Origin of the sequence: Pantoea sp. Ap-967 (assembly GCF_011752565.1) — a bacterium.
Taxonomy (GTDB): domain Bacteria; phylum Pseudomonadota; class Gammaproteobacteria; order Pseudomonadales; family Pseudomonadaceae; genus Aquipseudomonas.
This window is the reverse complement of the sequence record NZ_VWXK01000002.1, coordinates 117,793-140,425: the sequence shown is the minus strand read 5'-3', so window position 1 is coordinate 140,425 and position 22,633 is coordinate 117,793. Positions and strand designations below refer to the sequence as shown.

21 protein-coding genes are annotated in these 22,633 nt (G+C 64.9%); 8 read left to right on the top strand and 13 right to left on the bottom strand.

Annotated elements, in window-relative coordinates:
• Positions 1–113 precede the first annotated feature (113 nt).
• The 3 genes from F3J45_RS03125 to F3J45_RS03115 all read left to right on the top strand — a co-directional run bounded on the left by F3J45_RS03125 (position 114) and on the right by F3J45_RS03115 (position 2,595).
• The gene (locus F3J45_RS03125) at positions 114–1,040 is read left to right on the top strand and encodes an alpha/beta fold hydrolase (protein ID WP_167057206.1); all 927 of its coding nucleotides are present in this window, start codon (positions 114–116) and stop codon (positions 1,038–1,040) included.
• 75 nt (positions 1,041–1,115) lie between these two features.
• Positions 1,116–1,523: a VOC family protein gene (locus tag F3J45_RS03120; protein ID WP_167057203.1), complete on the top strand. Its 408-nt coding sequence runs from the start codon at positions 1,116–1,118 to the stop codon at positions 1,521–1,523.
• 175 nt (positions 1,524–1,698) lie between these two features.
• On the top strand, positions 1,699–2,595 hold the full coding sequence (locus F3J45_RS03115; protein WP_167057198.1) for a sterol desaturase family protein: 897 nt from the start codon (positions 1,699–1,701) through the stop codon (positions 2,593–2,595).
• Here F3J45_RS03115 and F3J45_RS03110 read toward each other — a convergent pair.
• Complete coding sequence (locus tag F3J45_RS03110; protein WP_167057195.1) at positions 2,572–3,255, bottom strand: helix-turn-helix domain-containing protein; 684 nt, start codon at positions 3,253–3,255, stop codon at positions 2,572–2,574. The two genes, F3J45_RS03115 and F3J45_RS03110, sit on opposite strands and share 24 nt — an antisense overlap.
• Positions 3,256–3,466: 211 nt before the next feature.
• On the opposite strand from F3J45_RS03110, the gene F3J45_RS03105 reads away from it, so the two are divergent.
• Complete coding sequence (locus tag F3J45_RS03105) at positions 3,467–5,146, top strand: MFS transporter (protein WP_167057192.1); 1,680 nt, start codon at positions 3,467–3,469, stop codon at positions 5,144–5,146.
• Between the two features lie 80 nt (positions 5,147–5,226).
• Here the strand turns inward: F3J45_RS03105 and F3J45_RS03100 are convergent, their stop codons facing one another.
• The 6 genes from F3J45_RS03100 to F3J45_RS03075 form a co-directional block, all read right to left on the bottom strand.
• Positions 5,227–5,796 carry a hypothetical protein gene (locus tag F3J45_RS03100; protein WP_167057189.1) on the bottom strand — a complete coding sequence of 190 codons (570 nt, stop codon included), beginning with the start codon at positions 5,794–5,796 and terminating at the stop codon, positions 5,227–5,229.
• A 73-nt stretch (positions 5,797–5,869) separates the two neighbouring features.
• Entirely contained in the window at positions 5,870–6,256 is a 387-nt protein-coding gene (locus F3J45_RS03095; protein ID WP_167057185.1) for a VOC family protein, read from the bottom strand.
• Positions 6,257–6,435: 179 nt separating this feature from the next.
• Entirely contained in the window at positions 6,436–7,434 is a 999-nt protein-coding gene (locus F3J45_RS03090; protein ID WP_167057182.1) for a transketolase family protein, read from the bottom strand.
• Positions 7,431–8,279, bottom strand: coding sequence for a transketolase (locus F3J45_RS03085; protein ID WP_167057179.1), 849 nt, complete (start codon positions 8,277–8,279; stop codon positions 7,431–7,433). Before F3J45_RS03085 ends, F3J45_RS03090 begins: the two co-directional genes overlap by 4 nt.
• A 19-nt stretch (positions 8,280–8,298) precedes the next feature.
• Positions 8,299–9,597, bottom strand: a complete 1,299-nt coding sequence (locus tag F3J45_RS03080) for an MFS transporter (RefSeq protein WP_167057176.1) — start codon at positions 9,595–9,597, stop codon at positions 8,299–8,301.
• Between the two features lie 77 nt (positions 9,598–9,674).
• Complete coding sequence (locus F3J45_RS03075) at positions 9,675–10,424, bottom strand: SDR family NAD(P)-dependent oxidoreductase (RefSeq protein WP_167057173.1); 750 nt, start codon at positions 10,422–10,424, stop codon at positions 9,675–9,677.
• Positions 10,425–10,573: 149 nt separating this feature from the next.
• Between F3J45_RS03075 and F3J45_RS03070 the strand changes: the two genes are divergently transcribed.
• Together F3J45_RS03070 and F3J45_RS03065 are read left to right on the top strand one after the other, a co-directional pair.
• Positions 10,574–11,494 (top strand): LysR substrate-binding domain-containing protein, encoded by a 921-nt coding sequence (locus tag F3J45_RS03070; RefSeq protein ID WP_167057170.1) that lies wholly within the window; start codon positions 10,574–10,576, stop codon positions 11,492–11,494.
• 182 nt (positions 11,495–11,676) lie between these two features.
• Positions 11,677–12,582, top strand: coding sequence for a LysR family transcriptional regulator (locus F3J45_RS03065; RefSeq protein WP_167057167.1), 906 nt, complete (start codon positions 11,677–11,679; stop codon positions 12,580–12,582).
• A 93-nt stretch (positions 12,583–12,675) separates the two neighbouring features.
• Here the strand turns inward: F3J45_RS03065 and F3J45_RS03060 are convergent, their stop codons facing one another.
• Positions 12,676–13,092 (bottom strand): RidA family protein, encoded by a 417-nt coding sequence (locus tag F3J45_RS03060; RefSeq protein WP_167057164.1) that lies wholly within the window; start codon positions 13,090–13,092, stop codon positions 12,676–12,678.
• Positions 13,092–14,408 (bottom strand): NAD(P)/FAD-dependent oxidoreductase, encoded by a 1,317-nt coding sequence (locus F3J45_RS03055; RefSeq protein ID WP_167057161.1) that lies wholly within the window; start codon positions 14,406–14,408, stop codon positions 13,092–13,094. The genes F3J45_RS03060 and F3J45_RS03055 overlap by 1 nt, the downstream gene beginning before the upstream one ends.
• Before the next feature lie 292 nt (positions 14,409–14,700).
• Here F3J45_RS03055 and F3J45_RS03050 point away from each other — a divergent pair, with 292 nt between their 5' ends.
• Together F3J45_RS03050 and argE are read left to right on the top strand one after the other, a co-directional pair.
• Complete coding sequence (locus F3J45_RS03050; RefSeq protein WP_167057158.1) at positions 14,701–15,378, top strand: DUF1028 domain-containing protein; 678 nt, start codon at positions 14,701–14,703, stop codon at positions 15,376–15,378.
• Positions 15,371–16,531 carry an acetylornithine deacetylase gene (gene argE / locus F3J45_RS03045; protein ID WP_167057154.1) on the top strand — a complete coding sequence of 387 codons (1,161 nt, stop codon included), beginning with the start codon at positions 15,371–15,373 and terminating at the stop codon, positions 16,529–16,531. Before F3J45_RS03050 ends, argE begins: the two co-directional genes overlap by 8 nt.
• An 84-nt stretch (positions 16,532–16,615) precedes the next feature.
• On the opposite strand, the gene F3J45_RS03040 is transcribed toward argE, so the two are convergent.
• The 4 genes from F3J45_RS03040 to F3J45_RS03025 all read right to left on the bottom strand — a co-directional run bounded on the left by F3J45_RS03040 (position 16,616) and on the right by F3J45_RS03025 (position 22,559).
• Entirely contained in the window at positions 16,616–17,884 is a 1,269-nt protein-coding gene (locus F3J45_RS03040; RefSeq protein WP_167057151.1) for a carbohydrate porin, read from the bottom strand.
• Between the two features lie 113 nt (positions 17,885–17,997).
• Positions 17,998–20,415 carry a glucose/quinate/shikimate family membrane-bound PQQ-dependent dehydrogenase gene (locus tag F3J45_RS03035; protein WP_167057148.1) on the bottom strand — a complete coding sequence of 806 codons (2,418 nt, stop codon included), beginning with the start codon at positions 20,413–20,415 and terminating at the stop codon, positions 17,998–18,000.
• A gap of 254 nt (positions 20,416–20,669) precedes the next feature.
• Positions 20,670–22,091, bottom strand: a complete 1,422-nt coding sequence (locus tag F3J45_RS03030) for a hypothetical protein (protein WP_167057144.1) — start codon at positions 22,089–22,091, stop codon at positions 20,670–20,672.
• Between the two features lie 114 nt (positions 22,092–22,205).
• Complete coding sequence (locus tag F3J45_RS03025; protein WP_167057142.1) at positions 22,206–22,559, bottom strand: cupin domain-containing protein; 354 nt, start codon at positions 22,557–22,559, stop codon at positions 22,206–22,208.
• Between the last annotated feature and the right edge of the window lie 74 nt (positions 22,560–22,633).

Here is a 22,633-nt window from a genome sequence, read left to right as displayed (position 1 = left end):
CACGGAGCATCGTGACACTGCCCATCGCGCGAAGGTAGGGCGTCGGAATTTCTTGCGGGCCCGGCCGGGGGCATAACGGCACACCCCTCTGGCCACCAATCAGGAAGGTATCCATGCGTTCATCATCCACACCCAAGGACCATCTGCTCGACCTCAATGGCATCGAGATTGCCGTGCGCTGCTGGGGCGACGAAGGTGGCATACCGGTATTGGCGCTGCATGGTTGGCTGGACAACGCCGCCAGCTTCGAGCGCCTGGCACCCATGCTCGATGGCTGTTTCGTGGTTGCCCCGGACCTGGTCGGCCACGGCCGTTCCGACCACCGCCGCCACGACAGCGGTTACTACCTGTGGGAGCATGCCGAAGACATGCTCGCGGTGGCCGACAGCCTGGGCCTTGCGCAGTTTCACGTGCTGGCCCATGGCATGGGCAGCGGCGTGGCATCGCTGCTGGCGGCGATGACCAGCGGCATCGCCAGCATGACCTTCCTCGACGGCATGGGCGCGCCGTTCACCGTGGCCGAGGATGATCGCGTGCAGCACCTGGCGCGTGCTTATCGGCTCAAGCGCATGGTCCAGCGCAGCCAGTTGCATGGCTTCGCCGAGCCAGGCGGCGGGCGCTTCGACAGCCTTGAAACGGCCCTGGAGCAGCGGCGCAAACGCCTGGACGGTGAATTGAGCGAAGACGCGGCCCGGGTGCTGGCCTTGCGCGACCTGCTGCAACTGGCCGACGGCTACTGCTGGCGCCACGACCCGCGCCTGGTGCTGCCCGAACCCATGCCGCTGACCGAACGCGAGGCCTGTGACCTGCTGCGGGAAATCCGCTGCCCGCTGTACCTGATGTTTGGCCGGCAGGGGGCATTTGCCGGCGACGGTTTCGTCTCGCGCCAGGAGGCGTTGCCGGCCCAGGCCAAGGTGTCTTGGCACCCGGGCGGGCACCATTTTCACCTGGAGGCGCCGGACCGGGCGCTGGTCGACCAGATTCTGCGGATTCTGGCCCGCCATGAGGGTGGGCTGCTGCAGCGCGCGGTGAACGAGTAGCGGATGATGGCCGGGGTGGCGGGTGCTGGGCTATGGTGACAGTCACCTCCACGCCTTGGCCACAGGAGACTTGGCATGCGACCGTTCGCCATCCAGCACATCGACCACCTGGTGTTGCGCGTCAGCGACGTGCAACGCAGCATCGCCTTCTACCGCGACCTACTGGGCTGCACGGTCAGCCGTGAACGGCCTGACTTGGGCATGGTGCACCTGGCGACCGGCACGGCGATGATCGACCTGGTGACCCTCGACGGGCCGTTGGGGCGGCCGGGTGGTGCGGGGCCGGGGGTGCAAGGGCGCAACCTGCATCACTTTTGCCTGCGCATCGAGCCTTTTGATGAACAGGCGTTGGCGGCTTATTTGCGGGCGGCTGGGGTGGTGGTGGAGCCGGCTGAAACGCGCTATGGCGCTGAGGGGGAAGGGTTGTCGCTGTATTGTTATGACCCGGATGGTAACCAGGTGGAGCTGAAGGGGCCGGTTTGATTTGAGATCGCATCGCGAGCTGCGCTCGCTCCTACCATGCCCGCACAAACCCGTAGGAGCGAGCGCAGCTCGCGATGCGGTCTGGTAGGCGTACCCGGTATCTGCGCCGTTCGTTCAAGCGCAGGCGCAGCGGATGATCCAACACTGGCGGCTCTCGTTCTCTAGGAGCCACCCCATGCGCCTGATTTATGCCCCCCTGTTCTTTTTCGGCTACATCGCCCTGGCCCTGTGGCTGGTCGGCCACCAGCACCGCCCATTGTGGTTGCTGGCGCTGTTGCTCGCCGCCATATTGTCGTCCCGCCTGGGTGAAGCCCTGATGCCCTACAAACCCGCCTGGAACCAGCACCGCAAGCAGGGTCCGCGCGACCTTTGCCATGCCCTGGTCAACGAAAGCCTGAACATGGCCAGCATCGCCTGCATCCCGCTGCTGGCCAGTTGGCTGCCAGCGACCGGGCTGTGGCCTGGGCATTGGCCGTTGGCGCTGCAACTGCTGCTGGCCATCGTCCTCGCCGACCTCGGGATCACCCTGGTGCATTACGCCAGCCATCGCAGCGCAGCCCTATGGCGCTTGCATGCGGTGCACCATAGTGTCACCCGGCTTTATGGTTTCAACGGGTTGATGAAGCACCCCCTGCACCAGGTGCTGGAAACCCTCGGCGGCACCTTTGCGCTGCTATTGCTTGGCCTGCCCCAGGACGTGGCGATGTTGCTGGCCTTCAGCGTGTCAATCCAGTTGCTGTTGCAGCACAGCAATGTCGACATGCGCATCGGCTGGCTGCGCCATGTCTTCGCCTGGGCGCCGGTGCATCGCTTGCACCACTTCAAGTACGGGCGCACCGGGGATGTGAATTTCGCCTTGTTCCTGCCGCTGTGGGACCGCCTGTTGGGCACGGCCCTGTATTTGCCTGGCTATGCGCTGGCAGACGATGACGTGGGCATCGGTGACCGCCCGGACTATCCCGTGGCTTACCTGGCCCAGTTGCGCGAGCCCTGGCGCCCAGGCCAGCCGACGCCGCCAGCGCCGCTGCCGGCGCCGCTGCGCCAGGCGTTAGCCGAACGGATGGAGCCGTAAGCGGCCCAGCAGGTCGCTGGCGCGCAGGCCGAATTGCTTGCGCACGCTGCGCGACAGGTGTGCGGAATCGGCAAAGCCGGCTGCATGGGCGGCAACGGTGAGGCTGGCGCCATCCAGCGCCGCGTGCAGCGCCAGGCGCAGGCGTTGCCACAGCACCAGCCGGCGCACCGAGGTGTGCAGTTCGGCGCTGAACAGCCGTTCGAGCTGGCTGAGTGATAGGGCGGCGGCGTCTGCCAGTCGCCGGGCGGGCAAGCGTTGCTCGTCGAGGGCGCGGATGCGCGACAACGCCTCGTTCAGGCGCGGGTCCAGTGCGCGCCTGGGCCATTGCTGCAGGCGCTGCATGACGCGCTCGGGCGCCTCCCCAGGGGCTGGGCCTACCTTGGCAAGGTCGTCCAGGGTGAAGGCCAGCGGCTCGGCGAACAGAGTCAGGCAAGGCGACTGTTGGCCCAGCAGTGCATGGGCCTGCTGCGAGGCCACCTGCAACACCGGCCCACACTGATACTGCCCGCCGATGCAGGCCTGCAGGTCGCCGCCAAGGCCGACCATGACCTGATGGGCGTAGTGGGCGTGCGGGTGCGTGCTGCCGGGGGTGCCGAGCAGCAGCGCGTGATCGATGCCCAACCACAGTTCACCCTGCCAGCCGTTTGCCGCTGCGTTCATGTATCCCTCGCGTGCCGGGGCCGGACTGCCGGCGTGCTGGCCAGTGGATATCCCGGCAAAGCCGATTATGCTTCAGGTTACCTTGCTGCGATTCGAAGTGGTGCGCTTCGTCGTGCTTCGCGCAACCAATGCTAGCCCTCGGGCCTGGGTGCGACGGTGAAATGGGTGTGAGGTACTCCGGCCTGCGATAACAACAAGACGGAGGCAACCCATGGCGGTTCTCGACAGCGCATCAACGGGCAGTAGCGCGCCCCAACGCGGCATCACCAAGGAGGAGCGCAAGGTCATCTTCGCCTCTTCGCTGGGCACCGTGTTCGAATGGTACGACTTCTACCTCTACGGCTCGCTGGCGGCGATCATTGCCAAGCATTTCTTTGCCGGCGTCAATGAAACCACCTCGTTCATCTTCGCCTTGCTGGCCTTTGCCGCAGGCTTTGCAGTGCGGCCGTTCGGCGCCATCGTGTTTGGCCGCCTGGGCGATATGATCGGGCGCAAGTACACCTTCCTCATCACCATCGTCATCATGGGCGTGTCCACCGCGGTGGTGGGCTTGCTGCCCAGCTACGCAACGATAGGGGTGGCGGCGCCGGTCATTCTCATCACCCTGCGCCTGCTCCAGGGCCTGGCCCTGGGCGGTGAATATGGCGGCGCGGCCACGTATGTGGCCGAGCATGCACCCAAGGGGCGGCGCGGCTTCTTCACTGCATGGATCCAGACCACGGCCACCCTTGGCCTGTTCCTGTCGCTGCTGGTGATCCTGGCCTGCCGCACCGCCATGGGCACCGAGGTATTCGAAGACTGGGGCTGGCGTGTGCCGTTCCTGCTGTCGATTCTGCTGCTGGCGGTTTCGGTGTATATCCGCATGCAGCTCAACGAGTCGCCGGTGTTCATGAAGATGAAGGCCGAAGGCAAGGCGTCCAAGGCGCCGCTGACCGAGTCGTTCGCCCGCTGGGACAACCTCAAGGTGGTGATCATGTCGTTGCTTGGCGGCACGGCCGGGCAGGCGGTGGTGTGGTACACCGGGCAGTTCTATGCGCTGTTCTTCCTGTTGCAGATGCTCAAGATCGACCCGCAGACCGCCAACCTGCTGATTGCAGGTTCGCTGCTGATCGGTACACCGTTCTTCATCTTCTTCGGCAGCCTGTCGGACCGCATTGGCCGCAAGAAAATCATCATGGCAGGTTGCATCATCGCCGCGCTGACGTACTTCCCGATCTTCAAGGCCCTGACCGAGTACGGTAACCCCGATGTGTTCGTCGCCCAGGAGCAGAACCCGGTGGTTGTGGTGGCTGACCCCGGCCAATGCGCGTTCCAGTTCGACCCGGTGGGCAAGGCCAAATTCACCAGCTCTTGCGACATCGCCAAGAGCCTGCTGGCCAAGCGCGCGATTCCCTACACCAACCAGGCTGCCGAGCCTGGCAGTGTGGCGCAGGTGCGCATCGGTGAGCGGGTGATCCCAAGCTTCGAGGGCAGCAGCCTGGCTGCCGCCGACCTGAAAACCCAGGGTGATGCCTTTACCGCGACCATGGGCACCGCGCTGAAGGAGGCCGGCTACCCGGAAAAAGCCGACCCTGCGAAGATCCACTACCCGATGGTGCTGTTGCTGCTGACCCTGTTGGTGATCTACGTGACCATGGTGTATGGGCCGATCGCCGCCTGGCTGGTGGAGCTGTTCCCGGCGCGCATCCGCTATACCTCGATGTCGCTGCCGTACCACATTGGCAATGGCTGGTTTGGCGGCTTCCTGCCGACGGTGGCGTTTGCCATGGTGGCGGCGACCGGGGACATCTATTACGGGTTGTGGTACCCGATCGTGATTGCGGTGATGACGGCAGTGTTGGGGATATTCTTCATGCCTGAAACCAAGGACCGGGATATCAACCATGCCTGAGTCGAGGTAGGCAGGGTGGGCCTATCGCGACCTGCGGTCGCTCCTACGGGGGTGGATATGCAGGTTGCCAGGCCCATGTGTCAATCGAAATACCCGCGCAGGCTGAAGGCGTAGCCGGTATCCACCCCTTTGGCTTCGCCCCGGCTCCAGCGCTTTTTCATCACGAATTCGAACGCTGGCTCATACAGCCCGTCGCGGATCAGCGCACCGGCCAGCACCTCGACGTCATACCAACCGTTGTCCAGCTCGATGATCGGCCGCCCTGGCACCTGGTAGCGGGCCAGCAGGTCGCCCAGGGTCTTGTTGGTGAAGTGCTGCAGAATACGCCAGGTGTACAGCATCACCGCGCGGTGTTCGACCCGCAGCACATAACCATTGCGCCGGTGCTTGAGCCGGCTGCCAGGTTCGAGCAGTGCCGGCGTCAGGCCGTCGAGGGTGAACAGGATGTGGTAGGGCAGGTTGTCGACCCCGGCCAGCGGCACCACCACGCCTTCGGCCACGGCCTTGTCGCCGCTGTCGTTGTGGGTGAACTCATGGGCCAGGTCATCGCAGAGGTGGTTTTCGTGCTTGAAACGGTCCAGCAGCTGGATATCGCCCAGCAGGAAATAGTCGACCAGGTCGTTGAGCACTTCGCTGAATTCGTGGCGCATCTGTTTTCCTTGTTGTGGCGCACGGGTACAGCTGCAATGTAGCGAATGGCAGCCTTGGCTGCCACAGGCCGGTTCAGTGCTTCTGGGCGATCTGGATCAAGTTGCCGCAGGTGTCGTCGAACACCGCGACGGTGACCGGGCCAAGCAGGGTGGGTTCCTGGGTAAAGACCACGCCGGCCTTGCACAGGCGCGTGAACTCGGCCTGGATGTCACGCACGCCAAAGGAGGTGGCGGGAATGCCGTCCTGCTTGAGGGCGGCCTTGTAGACCTTGGCGGCCGGGTGCGCATCGGGTTCGAGCAGCAGCTCCACGCCGTTGGGGTCGCTGGGCGAGGTCAGCGTCAGCCAGCGGTGCTGGCCCATGGGGATGTCGTGCTTGGGCATGAACCCCAGCACATAGTGGTAGAAGGCCAGGGCCTTGGCCTGGTCGTCGACGAGGATGCTGGTGACAACGATCTTCATAGGCGCACACCGTTCCTGCGGGTCGTTACCTTGCAGTAAAGACGTTCTGGCCTATTTCACCAGTGGCGGGCCGTGGCACCGCCCGTGAAGATACGGGGCGGTGCCTGGCACCGGCGTTGCCGGCGTTCGCGGGGCGAGCCCGGCCCTACAAGGGATGACCTAACCTTCGAGTGAGGGGGTTACAACCAGCCCTTGATCTGCCGCGCCACGGCCTCGGTGGAAATGCCATAGCGGTCATGCAGGGTCGGCAGCGCGCCGGCATCGAGGAAGGCATCCGGCAGGGCGATTTGGCGGAAGGTCGGCGTCACGCCATTGCGCAGCAGCACACCGGCCACCGCTTCCCCCAGCCCGCCGACGATGGAATGGTTTTCCGCTGTCACCACCAGCCGGCCGGGCTTGCGTGCCTCGGCCAGCAGCGTGGCTTCGTCCAGTGGCTTGATGGTCGGCACGTGCAACACCGACACATCCACCCCGTCCTTGTGCAACTGCTCGGCCGCCTCCAGCGCGCGCATGGTCATCAGCCCGCTGGCGATCACCAGTACGTCGCGCCCCGGGCGCACCACCTGCGCCTTGCCCAGCTGGAAGCGGTAGTCGTAGCGGTCCAGCACCAGCGGCACGTTGCCGCGCAGCAGGCGCATGTACACCGGGCCCTGGTGGGCGGCGATGGCGGGCACCGCCTGTTCGATTTCCAGCGCATCGCAAGGGTCGACCACCATCAGGTTGGGCATGGCCCGCATGATCGCCAGGTCGTCGGTGGCCTGGTGGCTGGGGCCGTAGCCGGTGGTGAGGCCGGGCAGGGCGCAGACGATCTTGACGTTGAGGTTTTCCTCGGCAATCGCCATGCAGATGAAGTCATAGGCGCGCCGCGAGGCGAACACCGCGTAGGTGGTGGCGAACGGGGTGAAGCCTTCGCGGGCCATGCCGGCCGCAGCGCTCATCAGCAACTGCTCGGCCATGCCCATCTGGTAGAACCGCTTGGGGTGCGCTTTGGCGAAGATGTGCAGGTCGGTGTACTTGGACAGGTCGGCGCTCAGGCCAACGATGTCCTGGCGCTGCTCGGCCAGCGCGCTCAGCGCATGGCCGAACGGTGCCGGGCGGGTGGCTTGGCCTTCGGCGGCGATGGAGGCGATCATTGCCGAGGTGGTCAGGCGTTTTGGCGTGGCGGTTTGGCTGTTCATACGTGGCTCCCGGCGTCCAGTGCTTGCAGGGCGAGGTCCCATTCGTGTTCGTCGACACGGATGAAGTGGGTTTTGTCGCGGTTTTCCAGGAAGGGCACGCCCTTGCCCATGCGGGTGTCGCAAATGATGACCCGGGGTTGTGCAGCGCGGTGGGCGCGGGCCTGGTCGAAGGCCTGGACCAGCGCATCGAGGTCGTTGCCGTCGACCCGCTGTACGAACCAGCCAAATGCCTGCCAGCGCTCGACGATGGGCTCGAAGGCCAGGATTTCGCTGGAATGGCCGTCGGCCTGCTGGTTGTTGACGTCGATGATCGCGATCAGGTTGTCCAGTTGCCAGTGGCTGGCCGACATCGCCGCCTCCCAGGTCGAGCCTTCGTTCAGCTCGCCATCGGACAGCAGGTTGTACACCCAGCTGGCCGAGCCCTTGCGCTTGAGCCCAAGGCAGGCGCCCACGGCGATGCCCAGGCCGTGGCCGAGCGAGCCGCCGGTGATTTCCATGCCGGGGGTGTAGGCGGCCATGCCGGACATCGGCAGGCGGCTGTCGTCGCAGCCATAGCTTTCCAGTTCTTCCTCGGCAATGACGCCGGCCTCGATCAGCGCCGCGTACAGGGCGATGGCGTAGTGGCCGATGGACAGGTAGAAGCGGTCGCGCTGCTCCCACTCGGGGTTGGCTGGGTCCAGCCGCAGGGCGTGGAAGTAGGCCACGGCCAGCAGGTCGGCGGCGCCCAGGGCCTGGCCGATGTAACCCTGGCCCTGGACCTGGCCCATGCGCAGGGCATTGCGGCGGATGTTGTGGGCGCGCGCAGCCAGGGGCCGCGCACCCGTTGTAGCGGGTACGGTGTTCATCGTGTGACTCCTTGGGGAATTAGCGGTTGACCAGGCTGGCCGGTACGCGGAACACCAGCCCCGCGCCGAATACCAGCACGGCGGTAATCAGGTACATGCCGATGGCGTTGTTGCCCAGGGTGCTGGTGACCCAGCCGATCAGAAACGGCGAGCAGAACCCGGCCAGGTTGGCAAAGCTGTTGACCGCGGCGATGCCGGCAGCGGCCGAGACGCCGCCGAGCAGGGTGGTTGGCAGCATCCAGAACAACGAGGAGGCGGCAAGAATGCCGGAGGCTGCCAGGCACAGGCTGAGAATCGACAGGCTCAGGTGGCTGGCGAACAGCGCGGCCAGGGTCAGGCCCAGGGCGCCGGCCAGCATCGGCACTGCCAGGTGCCAGCGCCGTTCGCGGTGGCGGTCGCCGCTGCGCCCGGCCAGCAGCATGGCGGCGATTGCGCAAAGGTAGGGCAGGCTGGTGAGCAGGCCGATGTGCAGCGGGTCGGCGACCCCGGCGTTGCGCACCAGGGTGGGCAGCCAGAAGGTGATCGCGTATTGGCCCATGACCACGCAGAAGTAGATGCCAGCCAGCAGCCACAGGCGCCGGTCGCGGATGAAATCGGCCACCGAACCGTGCTGCACCTTGTGCTGTTCGTCCTCGGCCAGTTCCTTGCGCACCAGGGCCTTTTCTTCGTCATTGAGCCAATGCGCCTGGTTCACGCCGTCCTTCAGGTAGCTCAGCACCAGGCAGCCCACCAGCACCGTGGGCACGGCTTCGAGCAGGAACATCCACTGCCAGCCCGCCCAGCCATGCACCCCGGCGAAGCGCTCCATGATCCAGCCCGACAGCGGCCCGCCGACCATGCCCGAGAGTGGGATGGCGATGAACCACAAGGCGGTCATCTTCGCCCGCCGGTACGAGGGGAACCAGTAGGTCAGGTACAGCAGCAGGCCCGGCGCCAGGCCGGCCTCGGCAACCCCCAGGAAAAAGCGCAGCACGTAGAATTGCCAGGCCGTCTCGACGAAGGCGAACAGCGCCGAGATCAGCCCCCAGGTGATCATGATGCGGGCGATCCAGCGCCGCGCGCCCACCTTGTGCAGGATGATGTTGCTGGGCACCTCGCACAGGAAGTAGCCGATGAAGAACATCCCGGCGCCCAGGCCGTAAACCGCTTCGGACAGGGCCAGGTCGTCCATCATCTGCAGCTTGGCGAAGCCGACGTTGACCCGGTCGAGGTAGGCGCACAGGTAGCAGAGCATGAGAAAGGGCATCAGCCGCCAGGCCGTCTTGCGATAGGCATTGCTGCGCGCGGCGGTGGCCGCGTCGAGGGCTAGGGTGGTCATGTCGATCTGATCTCTTGTTGTTATCGATTGCCCCGCCGTGGCGGGGCTCAGATGCGAAACCTTGGGGTGCAGCGGTGTCAGTGAATCAGCATGCCCCCGTTGACGTCCAGGGTGATGCCGGTGAGGTAGCTGGACAGCTCGCTGGCCAGGAACAGTGCGGCATTGGCCACATCGTGCGCCTCGCCCAGGCGGCCCAGGGGGATGCCTTCGATGATGGCGTGGCGGCGTTCGTCCTGCATCAGGCCGCCGGTGATGTCGGTGTGGATCAGGCCGGGGGTGATGGCATTGACCCGCACGTTGTCCGGGCCCAGTTCACGTGCCATGGCCTTGCCCAGGCCAAGCACGCCGGCCTTGGCGGCGCTGTAGTGCGGGCCCCCAAAGATGCCGCCGCCGCGCTGCGCCGACACCGACGACATGCAGATGATGCTGCCCGAGCGCTGGGCGCGCATGCTCGGGATCACCGCTTGGGACATCAACAAGGTGCCGCGCAGGTTGACGTCGAGGATCCGGTCGTAGTCCTTGCCGGTGATGTCCAGGGTTTTTACCGGTTGGGTGATGCCGGCGTTGTTGACCAGCACGTCGATGCGGCCGAACTGGGCCAGCACCTGGGCCACGGCGTCGCGCACCTGGGCTTCGTCGGCGACGTTGGCAGCCAGGCCCAGGTGGCCGCTGCCCAGTTGCGCGGCGGCGTCGCGGGCGGCCTGCAGGTCGAGGTCGAGGATGGCCACCTTGGCGCCGTGGGCGGCAAAGGCCTGGGCGGTGGCGCGGCCGATGCCGCGGGCAGAGGCGGCGCCGGTGACGATTGCGAATTTACCTTCGAGTAGCATGGGTGTACTCCGGTTGCTTGTTGTTGTGGGCACAGCTTGGTATCCGGGCGAGGGCTGGGCAACGCAGTGCGCTTCAGCCTATGCTGAAAAAAATTCAGTACCGGGCCGGGTGTACCCCTGTTCGAGGCCCGCAACATCAAGGGAATGCGATGAATCTCGACCTGGGCAAGAAGCCTTTGCAATTGCCGCCGCTGAAAGCGATTCAGGCCTTCGAGCAGGCGGCGCGCTTCGGCAACGTCGCCCGCGCCGCCGAACAGTTGAACCTCACGCCCTCGGCGGTCAGCCATCAGATTGCCAACCTGGAGGCGTTGATTGGGCGGCCGCTGTTCCTGCGCACGGCCAAGGGGGTGACCTTGACGGCGGCGGGGGAGCAGTACCTGCGCGAGGTGTCTGGCATTTTGCAGAGCCTGGCCACGGCCACCGAGCGGGCCGGCAGTGCGGTTGGTTTCGACTGCTTGCGCCTGCATTCTTCTCCAAGCTTTGGCCTGCTGTGGTTGTTGCCGCGGCTGGAGCGGTTTCGCACCAGCCACCCGGATATCCAGATCAACCTGTCGTGTTCCTACGAGGCATTGCACTTCGGCCGCCACCAGATCGACGTGGACATCCGCCACGGTTACCCCAACTGGCCAAGCCTTGAGGTGCGCACCATTCGCCATGAGCGCGCCACGGTACTGGCTTCGCCAGCCTTGCTTGCGCGTGAGCCGATCGTGCAGCCTGCCGACCTGCTGGGGCAGAACCTGATTCTGTCCGAGTCAGCGTTGGTGCAGTGGCCGCAGTGGTTTGCCCAGCAGGGGGTGTCGCTGCCCCAGGCGCCGTTCGCGCTGAGTTTCGACCGGTCGTACATGAGCCTTGAAGCCGCCAGCCATGGCTATGGGTTTACCTTGGAAAGCTCGTTGCTGTCCCAGGACTATGTGGCGCAGGGGCGCCTGGTGCCGGTGTTCGGGGCCGAGCAGATGAGCCCGGTCAGCGCCCACCACATGGTGTTTCCGCGGGGGCATGCAGAGTTGCCCCGGGTAAGGCGGTTCTTGGAGTGGATGCAGGGGCAGTTGGGGCATGATTTCAGTTATTGAGTGTGGGGGTGTCTGTGCCGGCCCTTTCGCGGGGCAAGCCCGCTCCTACAGCGAAAGGGCCGGAACAGGCAACAGAAAACTATGCTCAAGCCATAGGCAAATCCTTCATCGCCCAACCGGCCAGCAAGGTAAAGTGGCAGGAAAATTCCAAGGCGCCCGCGAACGGCGCCCACGAGGTGCCCGTGGCTTCCTACACCCTGCGACAACTCAAATACTTCGTCACCACCGTCGAGGCCGGCAGCGTTGCCGAGGCGTCGCGCCAGCTGTACATCGCCCAACCTTCGATTTCCACGGCGATCAAGAGCTTGGAAGAAAGTTTCGGTGTGCAGCTGTTCATCCGCCACCATGCCCAGGGCGTGTCGCTGACCCCCAGTGGCAAGCGTTTCTACGCCAAGACCAAGTCGCTGCTGCAGATGGCCCACGAGTTCGAGCAGAACGCCCTGGCCGACAACGACACCGTCGCCGGGCAAATCGACATTGGCTGTTTCGAAACCGTCGCGCCGCTGTACCTGCCGCGGCTGATCGCGGGTTTTCGCGAGCGCTACCCCGGTGTGGACATTCGCCTGCGCGACGGCGAACAGCAAGACCTGATCCAGGGCCTGACGGCGGGTACCTTTGACTTGGCCTTCCTGTACGATCACGACCTGGACGGCACCATCGAGGCCGAGCCCTTGATGCCGCCGCAAAAGCCTTATGTGCTGCTGCCCGAGAAGCATCGCTTTGCCGGCCAGGCCCAGGTGTCGCTGCGCGACCTGTGCCCGGAGCCGATGATTCTGCTGGACGTGGCGCCGAGCCGCACGTATTTCGTCAGCCTGTTCAACGAAATGGGCCTGACGCCGAACATCGTTTTCAGTTCGCCGTCGATCGAGATGGTGCGTGGGATGGTGGGTCAGGGGTTCGGGTTTTCACTGCTGGTGACCAAGCCGCATTCGGAATGCACCTACGACGGGCAGAAGCTGGTGACGCTGGACATTGCCGAGCCGGTGGCGTTGTCGGGGCTGGCGGCGGCGCATTTGAAGCGGGTGCAGCTGACCAAACCTGCGCAATTGTTCGTTGAGTTTTGCCGTGAGGAATTGGCCAAGTTCTGAAAAGCTTCGCGGGGCAAGCCCGCTCCTACACGGGAGGGTGTAGGAGCGGGCTTGCCCCGCGAATGGGCTGCAAAGCAGCCCCGGGCCCAGAAATCACTGCTGATCCGGCACCACCGCAATCACATCGATCTCCATCAGCCACTCGGCCTGGGCCAAGCCGGCCACCACCAGCCCGGTGGAAATCGGGAACACGCCCTTGAGCCACTTGCCCACTTCTTTGTACACCGGCTCGCGGAAGCGTGGGTCGGTGATGTAGGTGGTGGTCTTGACGATGTGCGACAGGTCGGAGCCGGCTTCTTCAAGCAGCTGCTTGACGTTCTTCATCGCCTGCTCGGCCTGAGCGCGCGGGTCGCCCAGCCCCACCAGCTTGCCTTCGAAGTCGGTGCCGACCTGGCCGCGAACGTAGATGGTGTTACCGGCCCGCACGGCCTGGCACAGGTCGTTGTCCAGGGTCTGGTTGGGGTAGGTTTCCTTGGTGTTGAACATGCGGATGCGGGTATGGGTAGGCATCAGTGGGCTCCAAAGGTGCTGACGTTGCTGATCGGTTGGTCTTGCTCATCCGCGCTGCGCTGCTCGCGATCACGGTAGGCCAGGTAGGTGCGCTGGGTGGCGATGTGGCCGGCGACATGCTTGGCGTCGTGCCATACGCCCCAGATGAACGACGAGCCGCGGCGCGACAGCCACGGCAGGCCGAGGAAGTACACGCCAGGTTCCCGGGCGACGCCGCGCTGGTGCTGGGGCTTGCCGTTGGCGTCGAAGGTGTCGACCTGCAGCCAGCTGAAGTCCACGCCGTAGCCGGTGGCCCAGATGATGCTGGTGACGCCGGCCTTGGCCAGGTCCAGTTGCTGCAGCGGGTTGACCATGCACTCGGGGTCAGCCAGGCGCTTGCGTGCTTCGGGCTCTGGCGGCAGGTCCAGGCCGTTGCGTTCGATGTAGGCGTCGGCAGCGTCCAGCAGGGCCAGGTAGTTCTCGTCGCCGCGGTTGATGTTGTCCACCAGGTTGTCCTGGAAGCGGGCCACGCCGTTTTCGAACGACTGGGTCAGGCCAACCAGGGTCATGCCTTGGTGGGCGAGGGCGCGGAAGTCCACGGTGTGGCCGCCACGGGCACCGCTGACGGCGATGGTCACGTGTTCACGGCCGGGCTTGGCGATTTCCGCGTCCCACTCGCCGAGCACGCCCAGCCACCAGCAGAAGTCGCGGTTGCGGTAGGCCCGTGGCGGGCGGTCGTGGGCGCCGACCGACAGGTACACCTGGCGCCCGGCACGCATCAGTTCTTCGGCGATCTGTACGCCGGAGGAACCGGCACCCACCACCAGCACCGCGCCTTCGGGCAACTGCTGCGGGTTGAAGTAGGCGGCGGAGTGGATCTGGTGCAGGCCTGGGTCTTTTGGCGCGATGGCCGGGATCACCGGCTTCTGGAACGGGCCGGTGGCCGCTACCACGCGGTTGGCGCGGATCACGCCTTCGTTGGTTTCGATGGTGAAGCCTGGGCGGTCGGCGTTGCGCACCACCTTCTTCACCTCGATGCCGGTGCGCACCGGCAGGTTGTACTTGCGCACATACTGCTCGAAGTAGTCGGCCACCTGGTCCTTGCCGGCGAAGGCGTCGGCGTCGAGGTTGAATTCCAACCCTGGGAAGCGGTCGTGCCAGACCGGGCCGTTGGCCACCAGCGAATCCCAGCGGCCACTGCGCCAGGCCTCGGCGATGCGCTTGCGCTCCAGCACCAGGTGCGGCACGCCGAGCTTGCTCAGGTGTTCACTCATGGCCACGCCGGCCTGGCCGGCGCCGACCACGAGGGTGTCGATTTCGATGTTGTTCAGTGTCATGTCCGAGCCCTTGTTCAGGCGGTTTTTGTCAGGTCGGTTTGGAGGACCGCCGTTGCCTGGAGCCAGACTAGGGATGCACGGAAATTCGCGAAAATAGTATTTAGCTGGGGCTTGCCGATAAAACGGCGAAGGCCCCACTTCACCTGGGGTGCGCGGCTGTTTCGGGGCGTATTCGACGGCTTTTCGGGGCCTTAGTTTTTTCCTGCCCAAGGCACAGGAAAATGTTGGTTTCGTGGCTTTGGAGGTTCTGCCCAGAATGCGCTGTATCGCACAGAACGACAGGAGCTTCACCATGACCTTCTCCATCATCGGGCGCTGCCAGGAAACCGGCCAGGTTGGCATCGCCATCAGCTCGTCGAGCATTGCCGTGGGCGCCCGCTGCCCGTGGGTGCGGGCGGGTGTTGGCGCGGTGGCCACCCAGAACATCACCCTGCCGGCGCTTGGCCCACAGATTCTCGATGCCCTGGAGCAGGGGCAGTTGCCGCCTGCTGCGGCGCTGGACCGCGTGCTCAGCGCCAATGGTTGGAGCGAATACCGCCAGGTGACGGTGATCGACAGCCAGGGCCAGGTGGCCCTGTTCACCGGTAAGGAAGCCTTGGGCGTGCACAACGCGGTGGCGGGCGAGCAATGCGCGGCGGCCGGTAACCTGCTGTCGTCGCAGGCAGTGATCGAGGCGATGGTGCAGGCGTTCGAACAGGCCGGTGGCCACCTGGCGGATCGGCTGTTGGCGGCGATGCACGCGGCGATGGCGGCTGGTGGTGAAGCGGGGCCGGTGCATTCGGCAGCGCTGAAGATCGCCGGCGAATTGACCTGGCCGCTGGTGGACTTGCGGGTGGACTGGGCCGATGAAGACCCGATCGGCGTACTCGATGGCCTATGGCAGGCCTATCGCCCGCAGATGCAGGATTACGTGACCCGCGCCCTGGACCCAACCACCGCACCCAGCTACGGGGTGCCGGGCGATGAGTGAGTTCAGCAGCCGCGCGCTGCTGGAGCGGCTGATCGGTTTTGCCACGGCAAGCCGCGACTCCAACCTGGAACTGATCGGCTTCATTCGCGATTACCTGGCCGGCCTGGGCGTGCCTTGCGAGCTGTTCCACAACCCGGAGGGCACCAAGGCCAACCTGTTCGCCACCATCGGCCCGCAGGATGTGGGTGGGGTGGTGCTGTCTGGGCACACCGACGTGGTGCCGGTGGACGGCCAGGCCTGGACGCTGCCACCGTTCGCCCTCACCGAGCGTGACGGGCGCCTGTATGGACGCGGCACGGCGGACATGAAGGGTTTCATCGCTTCGGTGCTGGCGGCGGTGCCGGCGTTTCTCGCGCAGCCTTTGCGCTTGCCGGTGCACCTGGCGTTTTCCTTTGATGAGGAAGTCGGCTGCCTGGGCGTGCGTTCGATGCTGGCCGCGCTGGCGCAGCGCCCGCACAAACCGCGCCTGTGCCTGATCGGCGAGCCCACTGAACTCAAGCCGGTGCTCGGCCACAAGGGCAAGCTGGCGATGCGCTGCGAAGTGCACGGCGCGGCGTGCCACTCGGCGTATGCGCCGTATGGGGTCAATGCCATCGAGTATGCCGCCAAGCTGATTGGCAAACTGGGTGACATCGGTGAGGCACTGGCGCAGCCTGAACACCACGATGCACGCTTCGACCCGCCGTTCTCCACCGTGCAGACCGGCGTGATCAACGGGGGCAGGGCGCTGAACATCGTGCCCGAGGAGTGCGTGTTCGATTTCGAAGTGCGGGCGCTGCCTGGGTTCGAGGCGCAGGCGGTGGCGGACCAGTTGCAAACCTATGCCGAGGCCGAACTGCTGCCGCGCATGCGCAAGGTCAATACCGGTAGTGCGATTCACTTGAAACCGTTGAGTGCATACCCGGGGTTGGCGACGCCGGCTGACAGTGAGGCGGCGCGGCTGGTGGCGTTGCTCAGTGGCTCGGATGCGTTCGGTACGGTGGCATTCGGCACCGAAGGCGGGTTGTTCGACCAGGCAGGGATTCCAACCGTGGTGTGCGGGCCGGGGAGTATGGACCAGGGGCACAAGCCCGATGAATTCGTCAGCGTCGAACAGCTGCAGGGATGTGATGCGATGTTGCTGAGGTTGGTGGAGTACCTCAGGCGGGGGTGACCGTGTTGGCTGCTTCGCGGGGCAAGCCCGCTCCTACAGGAGCGGGCTTGCCCCGCGAATGGGCCGCAAAGCGGCCCCAACCGCTTAGAAGGTCGCCTTGACCTGCAGGCCCACCACCAGCGCGTTGTCGATATCCTTCCCGGAGAACGCCCCTGGCTCGATGATGTATTGCACATCCGGGCGCAGGTTCAGCCACGGCGTGGCCTGGTAGCCATAGCTCAGTTCGATCAACTGCTCGGCGTTGTCGATGTTGGGGAACTGCTGCCCGGCATTGAACGCGGCATCTTCAAGCACATCGCGGCTGCGCGGGTTCGGCACGGCGCGGCCATAGCCCAGCGCCAGGGTGTCGCGTGGGCGGCCTTCGAACGGCTTGTACAGCACCACGCCTGCGCCATACCACTTGGTGAACGGCGAGGCGGCCTCGCTCGACGCCGAGTATTGGCCGAAGGCGTGCAGGCTACGGCCTGGGGAACCTGCGTCATTCCACACGGCCTGGTCGACCAGCAGGTAGTGGCCGCCACGGCCGGACACTTCCTTGTCGCTACCGATGCGCTTCACGTCGGAGCTGTCGTAGTAGTAGCCGAGCTTGTATTCACCCGGCAGCTCGCCCTGCAGCTTGTAGACCAGCTCGACCGGCACCACGGTGCCGGTGGTGTGCTTGGGCCCCAGGTGCCAGGCGCGGCTGGAGTTGCCGTTGCTTTCCGGGTCGACGTTGAACGCTGCCACGCGCAGTTGCCAGGACGGCGACAGGTCGTACTTCACGCGCATGCCCAGGTGGGCGTTGGGGTAGTTGGTCCAGCCGCTGCCGCCGGACATGTTCAGCGGGTGGCCGCAGAAACCGGCGTTCATGAAGTTGCACAGGATGCCGCTGTCCAGGCCGCCGAGGTCGTTGCCCATGGCCATGTAGCCGAGCTTGACGTTGAGTGCGGGGGTGAACAGGGTGCGCTCGTAGCTCAGCTCGGTGAGGCGGGTGTACAGGCCACCGTAGTTTTCCTGGATCGGCAGGCGGTTGCCCACCAGGTCTGCCGAGGCGCTGTTGCCGCGGCGGTCATTGATGGTGAGCTGAACCTTGCCGCCGTTGTCCAGGCCGTACAGTTTCGACAGGTCGAACTGCACGCCCAGTTTCACGTTTTGCGAATAGCGCGCCGAGCGGTGCAGGCCGCCGTGGGCGTTGTAGGCGGTTTCGCCGCTGTAGTCGCCGGTGAACTTGACACCGTCGGCTTCGAGCTGGCTGCGCAGGCCGCCCCAGTCACCGGTCATGGTGCTGCGGTTGAGCAGGTCGCCTTCGGCCAGGGCAGACGTGCTGGCCAGGGCCAGCAGCAGGGTTGGAGTGATGCGGATAGCAGTTGGCATTGCTGTGTCTCGAATTGTTTTTTGGGTGGGCCACTCGCGGGAAAGCCCGCTCCCACAAGGGCCATTGTTGATCCTGTGGGAGCGGGCTTGCCCGCGAAACAAGCGACGCGGTCTTACGGCAGCGCGTAAGAAATCACATAGTCGCCACGGTCAGTCGACTGGCGCGCACCGCCAGCGGTAACGACCACGTATTGCTTGCCGGTTTTCGGCGATACGTAGGTCATCGGGCCACCCTGGCTGCCCACGGGCAGGCGGGCTTTCCAGATTTCGCTACCGTTGCTGCTGTCGTAGGCGCGCAGGTAGAAGTCCTGGGTGCCGGCGATGAAGATCAGGCCGCCCTGGGTCGACAGGGTGCCGCCGAGGGTTGGCAGGCCAATCTTGATCGGCAGGTGCATGCGGATACCCAGGGGGCCGGTGTCTTCCACGGTGCCGACTGGCACCTGCCAGGCGATCTGGCGGGTTTTCATGTCGATGGCGGTCAGGGTGCCGAATGGCGGAGCCTGGCACGGAATGCCGGCCACCGACAGGAAGCGGTTCTTGTTCACGGCATAAGGGGTGCCCTTGAGCGGTACGGCGCCCATGCCAGTGTTCAGCGCTTCGCCACCGGAGGCGGCGTCACCCTTGTTCTGCGACGGGATCATCTGGATCCACAGGCCCAGGCGCATGTCGTTGGCGAAGATGAAACCGTGTACTGGGTCGGTGGACAGGCTGCCCCAGTTCATGCCGCCCAGCGAGCCTGGGAAGCTCAGCGACAGGTCGGTGCCCGGTGCGGTGTACAGGCCGTCGTAGCGCATTTTCTTGAAGTCGATGCGGCACAGGAGCTGGTCATACGGGGTAGCGCCCCACATGTCCGACTCGGTCAGGGTTTGCGCGCCGATCTGCGGCATGCCCACCGATTTCGGCTGGGTTGGGGAGTACGGCTCGTTCGGGATGTTGCTTGGCTTGACCGGTACTTCTTCAACTTTGGTCAGCGGCTTGCCGGTGGCGCGGTCGAGCACATAGATCTGCCCGGCCTTGGTGCCGATCACGACTGCAGGCACGGTCTTGCCGTCGTCCTTGGTGAAGTCGATCAGGCTCGGCTGCATGGGCAGGTCGAAGTCCCACAGGTCGTTGTGCACGGTCTGGTAGACCCACTTCTCGTTACCGGTGCTGGCGTCCAGGGCCAGTACCGACGCGCCGTAGGTGTGGTCCAGCTTGTTGCGTTCAACACCATAGATGTCGGTGGAGGACGAGCCCATTGGCAGGAACACGGTGTTCATCGCTGGGTCGTAGGACATCGGCGCCCAGCTGTTCGGGGTGCTGCGCACGTAGGTGCTGCCGTCGGCTGGCGCCTTGCGGTCTTCTGGGTTGCCCGGGTCGAAGGCCCAGCGCATTTCACCGGTGATCACGTCGAAGCCACGGATTACGCCGCCAGGCATGTCGGTTTGGACGTTGTCGGCGACACGGCCGCCAACTACCACGGTGGTGCCGGCCATCAGCGGGGCCGAGGACAGCTGGTAGTAGGAGTCTGGCACGTCACCCAGGCCGGCCATCAGGTTGACCTGGCCGTTGTTGCCAAAGCCCTGGCAGAACTCGCCGTTGTCGGCGTCGACGGCAATCAGGCGGCCATCGATGGTGTTGGTCAGCAGGCGACGCTGGCAGTTGGCGCCAGCCGCCACGCTACCGCCGGTGATCGGCGAGCTGTTGGGCTGGGTTGGCTGGGCGATGGCGGCGGTGGCGTCGAAATAGGCCAGGCCACGGCAACGCTGCCAGACCTTGGACTGGGCGTTGATCGCGTTCTTCCACAGCTCTTTGCCGGTGTCGGCGTCCAGCGCGATGATGTTGTTGTGCGGGGTGCAGATGAACACCTTGTTGCCGATCTGCAGCGGGGTCATCTGGTCTTCGGCACCGTTGCCGTCGCTGATGGCGACGTCACCGGTGTGGTAGGTCCAGGCCACCTTGAGCTTGTTGACGTTGTCGCGGTTGATCTGGTCCAGCGCCGCGAAGCGGCTGCCACCTTCGGTGTTGCCGTAGTGGGCCCAGTCTTTTTGCTCCTTGCCGGCTTCGACCGGGGTCATGCCCGGGCCCTTGCCAGTGGGGGCAACGCTTGGGTGGGCGACGAACATGTTGCCGGCGGCAATCGCCAGCACCACGGCCATCACTGCCGCCAGCCCGTAGGCGCCACGGCCGGCGCTGGCGCCGTTGGCGCGGGCCAGCATCGGGTAGACCAGCGCCACGACCATGCCGATCGCGCCGAACATGAACAGGCGCGAGAACAGCGGCCAGAACACCAGGCCAGCGTCAACCAGTGCCCAGATCACGGTGCCGATCAGGAACGCGGCATACACCCACGCGCCCACGGTCTTGCGCCGGGCAATGAGGATACCGGCGATGGCCATGGCCAGGCCGCCGATCAGGAAGTACCAGGAACCGCCCAGGCCGGCCAGCTTGACGCCGCCAGCAGCCAGGAGGAGGCCAAGCAGGGCGATGATCACGCCCAAGCCGACCAGAATGAATTTTGTGGCACCCGAGGTGCGCGGTGTTTCGTTCATGCCAGGGATCTCAGCAGGTGGAATGGGCGCAGTTTAAGCCCTTAGCAAGCTAATTAACAAGTTAGTACAAAAATTTATGGGGCTGATTGTCGCAGGGCTGAACTTGCCAGGGAGTGGCTAAAAGTCTAGATCACGCGGGGAAAATTGCAGTAAACGGTGTGTTTAACTTTCTTTGAGATTTTCTTGCGGTGCTAGACCTTGGTCGTAGCCGCAAGTGGCGAGGCGGACGTTTTGCGACCACCTCGCAGGTGGGTTCACTCTATGGTGAGGTTGTCCAGGATGATGCGGTCACCCCAGCCCCCTTGAAGCCTGATGACCTCAGGTGGTTGGATTTGCAGTTCGACCCGCCCGAAGCGCAGCGGCCCGGTGTCTTCGTCTTCCAGCAGTTGGGTCGTGCGGCCGCTGTGCAATTCAGTTACCGAGCAGGAGGCATCGCACCCCCAGGAAAATGCCACCTTGCGTTTGCCCCCGGCGCCTTCGATTGCATCCACGGGGAAGTCGACGGCAAGGTTCACCTGCAAATAATTGCCAGACAGGTACGGGGTGTCCTGCTTGGCGTCGCTGATCTCTACCTGTGTAGACAGCGCGGTGCTGAACCCGAGCCCGCCGGAAACCACGTCCGCTGCAGGCCCTTTGGGCATGTCCTCGAAGTTTGCTCTGTAGCGCACCACGCCAGCGCCAAGCGCCTGGTCACCTTCCAGGAAGCTGATTACCGTGGTGGCGTCCGGCGTGCGTGGCAGTGCCAGGCGGATGATTGGCAGCACCTGGCCGAACGCCTGGTAGTAGCGCGCCTGGTCGATTCTGGCCTTGGCCCGGGATTCGACGCTGCGGCTAGGGTAGAAGAACGAATGCAGGGGCAAGGTGGCGCCCTTGCCCGTTTCCCAGGTAGACAACATCAACTCGTTGAAGACCATGCGTGCAGAGGCACTACGGCCCTGATGCGCCTTCAGTGACGCATCGAACCAGCTTGCCGTAGGCCCCGCGCCTTGGCGAATGTCCCAGCCGCAGATGTTTTCGATGGGCCCTTGCCGGTATTTTTCCAGCCAGGTGGCGGCATCGAAGATACCGAGGTTCTGGCAGGTGTCGGTGTTCGCGACATTTTCCATTGGCCCGCAGCCTTGCAGGGTTGGTCGATTCCACGTCAGCGCGTTGGTTGGAAAGCTGCACAGCACGGCGATGTCTTTGATCTTGCCTTCTGGGATGGCTTGGCCCGGGTACAGGATGAAGCCATTCCAGTCTTCCCAGGTCGAGCTGAAGGTCTGGTCACGCCGCAACCAGGAAAAAGACACGCCGCCCAGTTTGATGGCCCCTGGGCTGGGGTCCCAGGGTTGGAAGGCCGGGTTGGTGTCGGTGGCCCGCAGCAGGATGCCGCTGCACAGGTGCGCCGGCTTGTCGGGGCCACCACATTGCGCAGGCGTGGCGTCGTACCATTCCTTCAGTTCCCGGGCCGCCGCGGGCCCTTTGATTGCTAATTGGCCTGGCAGTGTGGGAGAGGCACCTGGCACCGGTTTGATGAGCAGCTGCGCGGGCTGTGCCGGCGTGGCACTGCCCATGCCGGCCGTTTCAGGGAAGCGGGCATCGCAGCCCGCCAGTGCAAGAACCAGTGTGAGCAGGGCTGTGTAGCGCATGATCAGGGCCTCGGTCGATCCGTGGTATGGATTGATTGGCAACGTCATGCAGTCGAACCGCAGGCCTGGTGACGCGCAGGCCCAGTATCGTGAGGCCGGGCGATCGCCCACAACTGGCAGAAATATCAGGTGGGCCAACGCGCAGTGGCGCAAGGCCCCGGCTTAGAGCGCGGGCCAGGGCGTGCTACCGCCGTAGAACACGGCCAGCCAGATGGTGGCGGTGCCGGGCGCGGTCCATTCCACGCGATGCCGACAGTGTGCCGGGATGTCCAGGCAGTCTCCCGGAGCCAGCAGGCGGGTGAAGTCCTCATGCTCCAGGCGCAATGCCGCGCTGCCGCTAAGCAAGGTGATCCATTCACTTTCGGCCTGGTCGTACCAGAAGCCCGGCGGGCTGGCCTGGCCGCTGGAAACGATGCGCTCGATGCGCAGGCCAGGCCGTTGCAGCAGGTCATCGACCCATTCGCCGGTGTTGGGGTCGCAGGGGGGCAGGGCGGTGAGCAGGTTGGTGGCAGTCATTGCAGGGCTCGCTGTAGGAGAGGTCTTTCCACTATGGCCCGGATCGCTCTAAGGCGCGCTTCTTGACCGGCTCC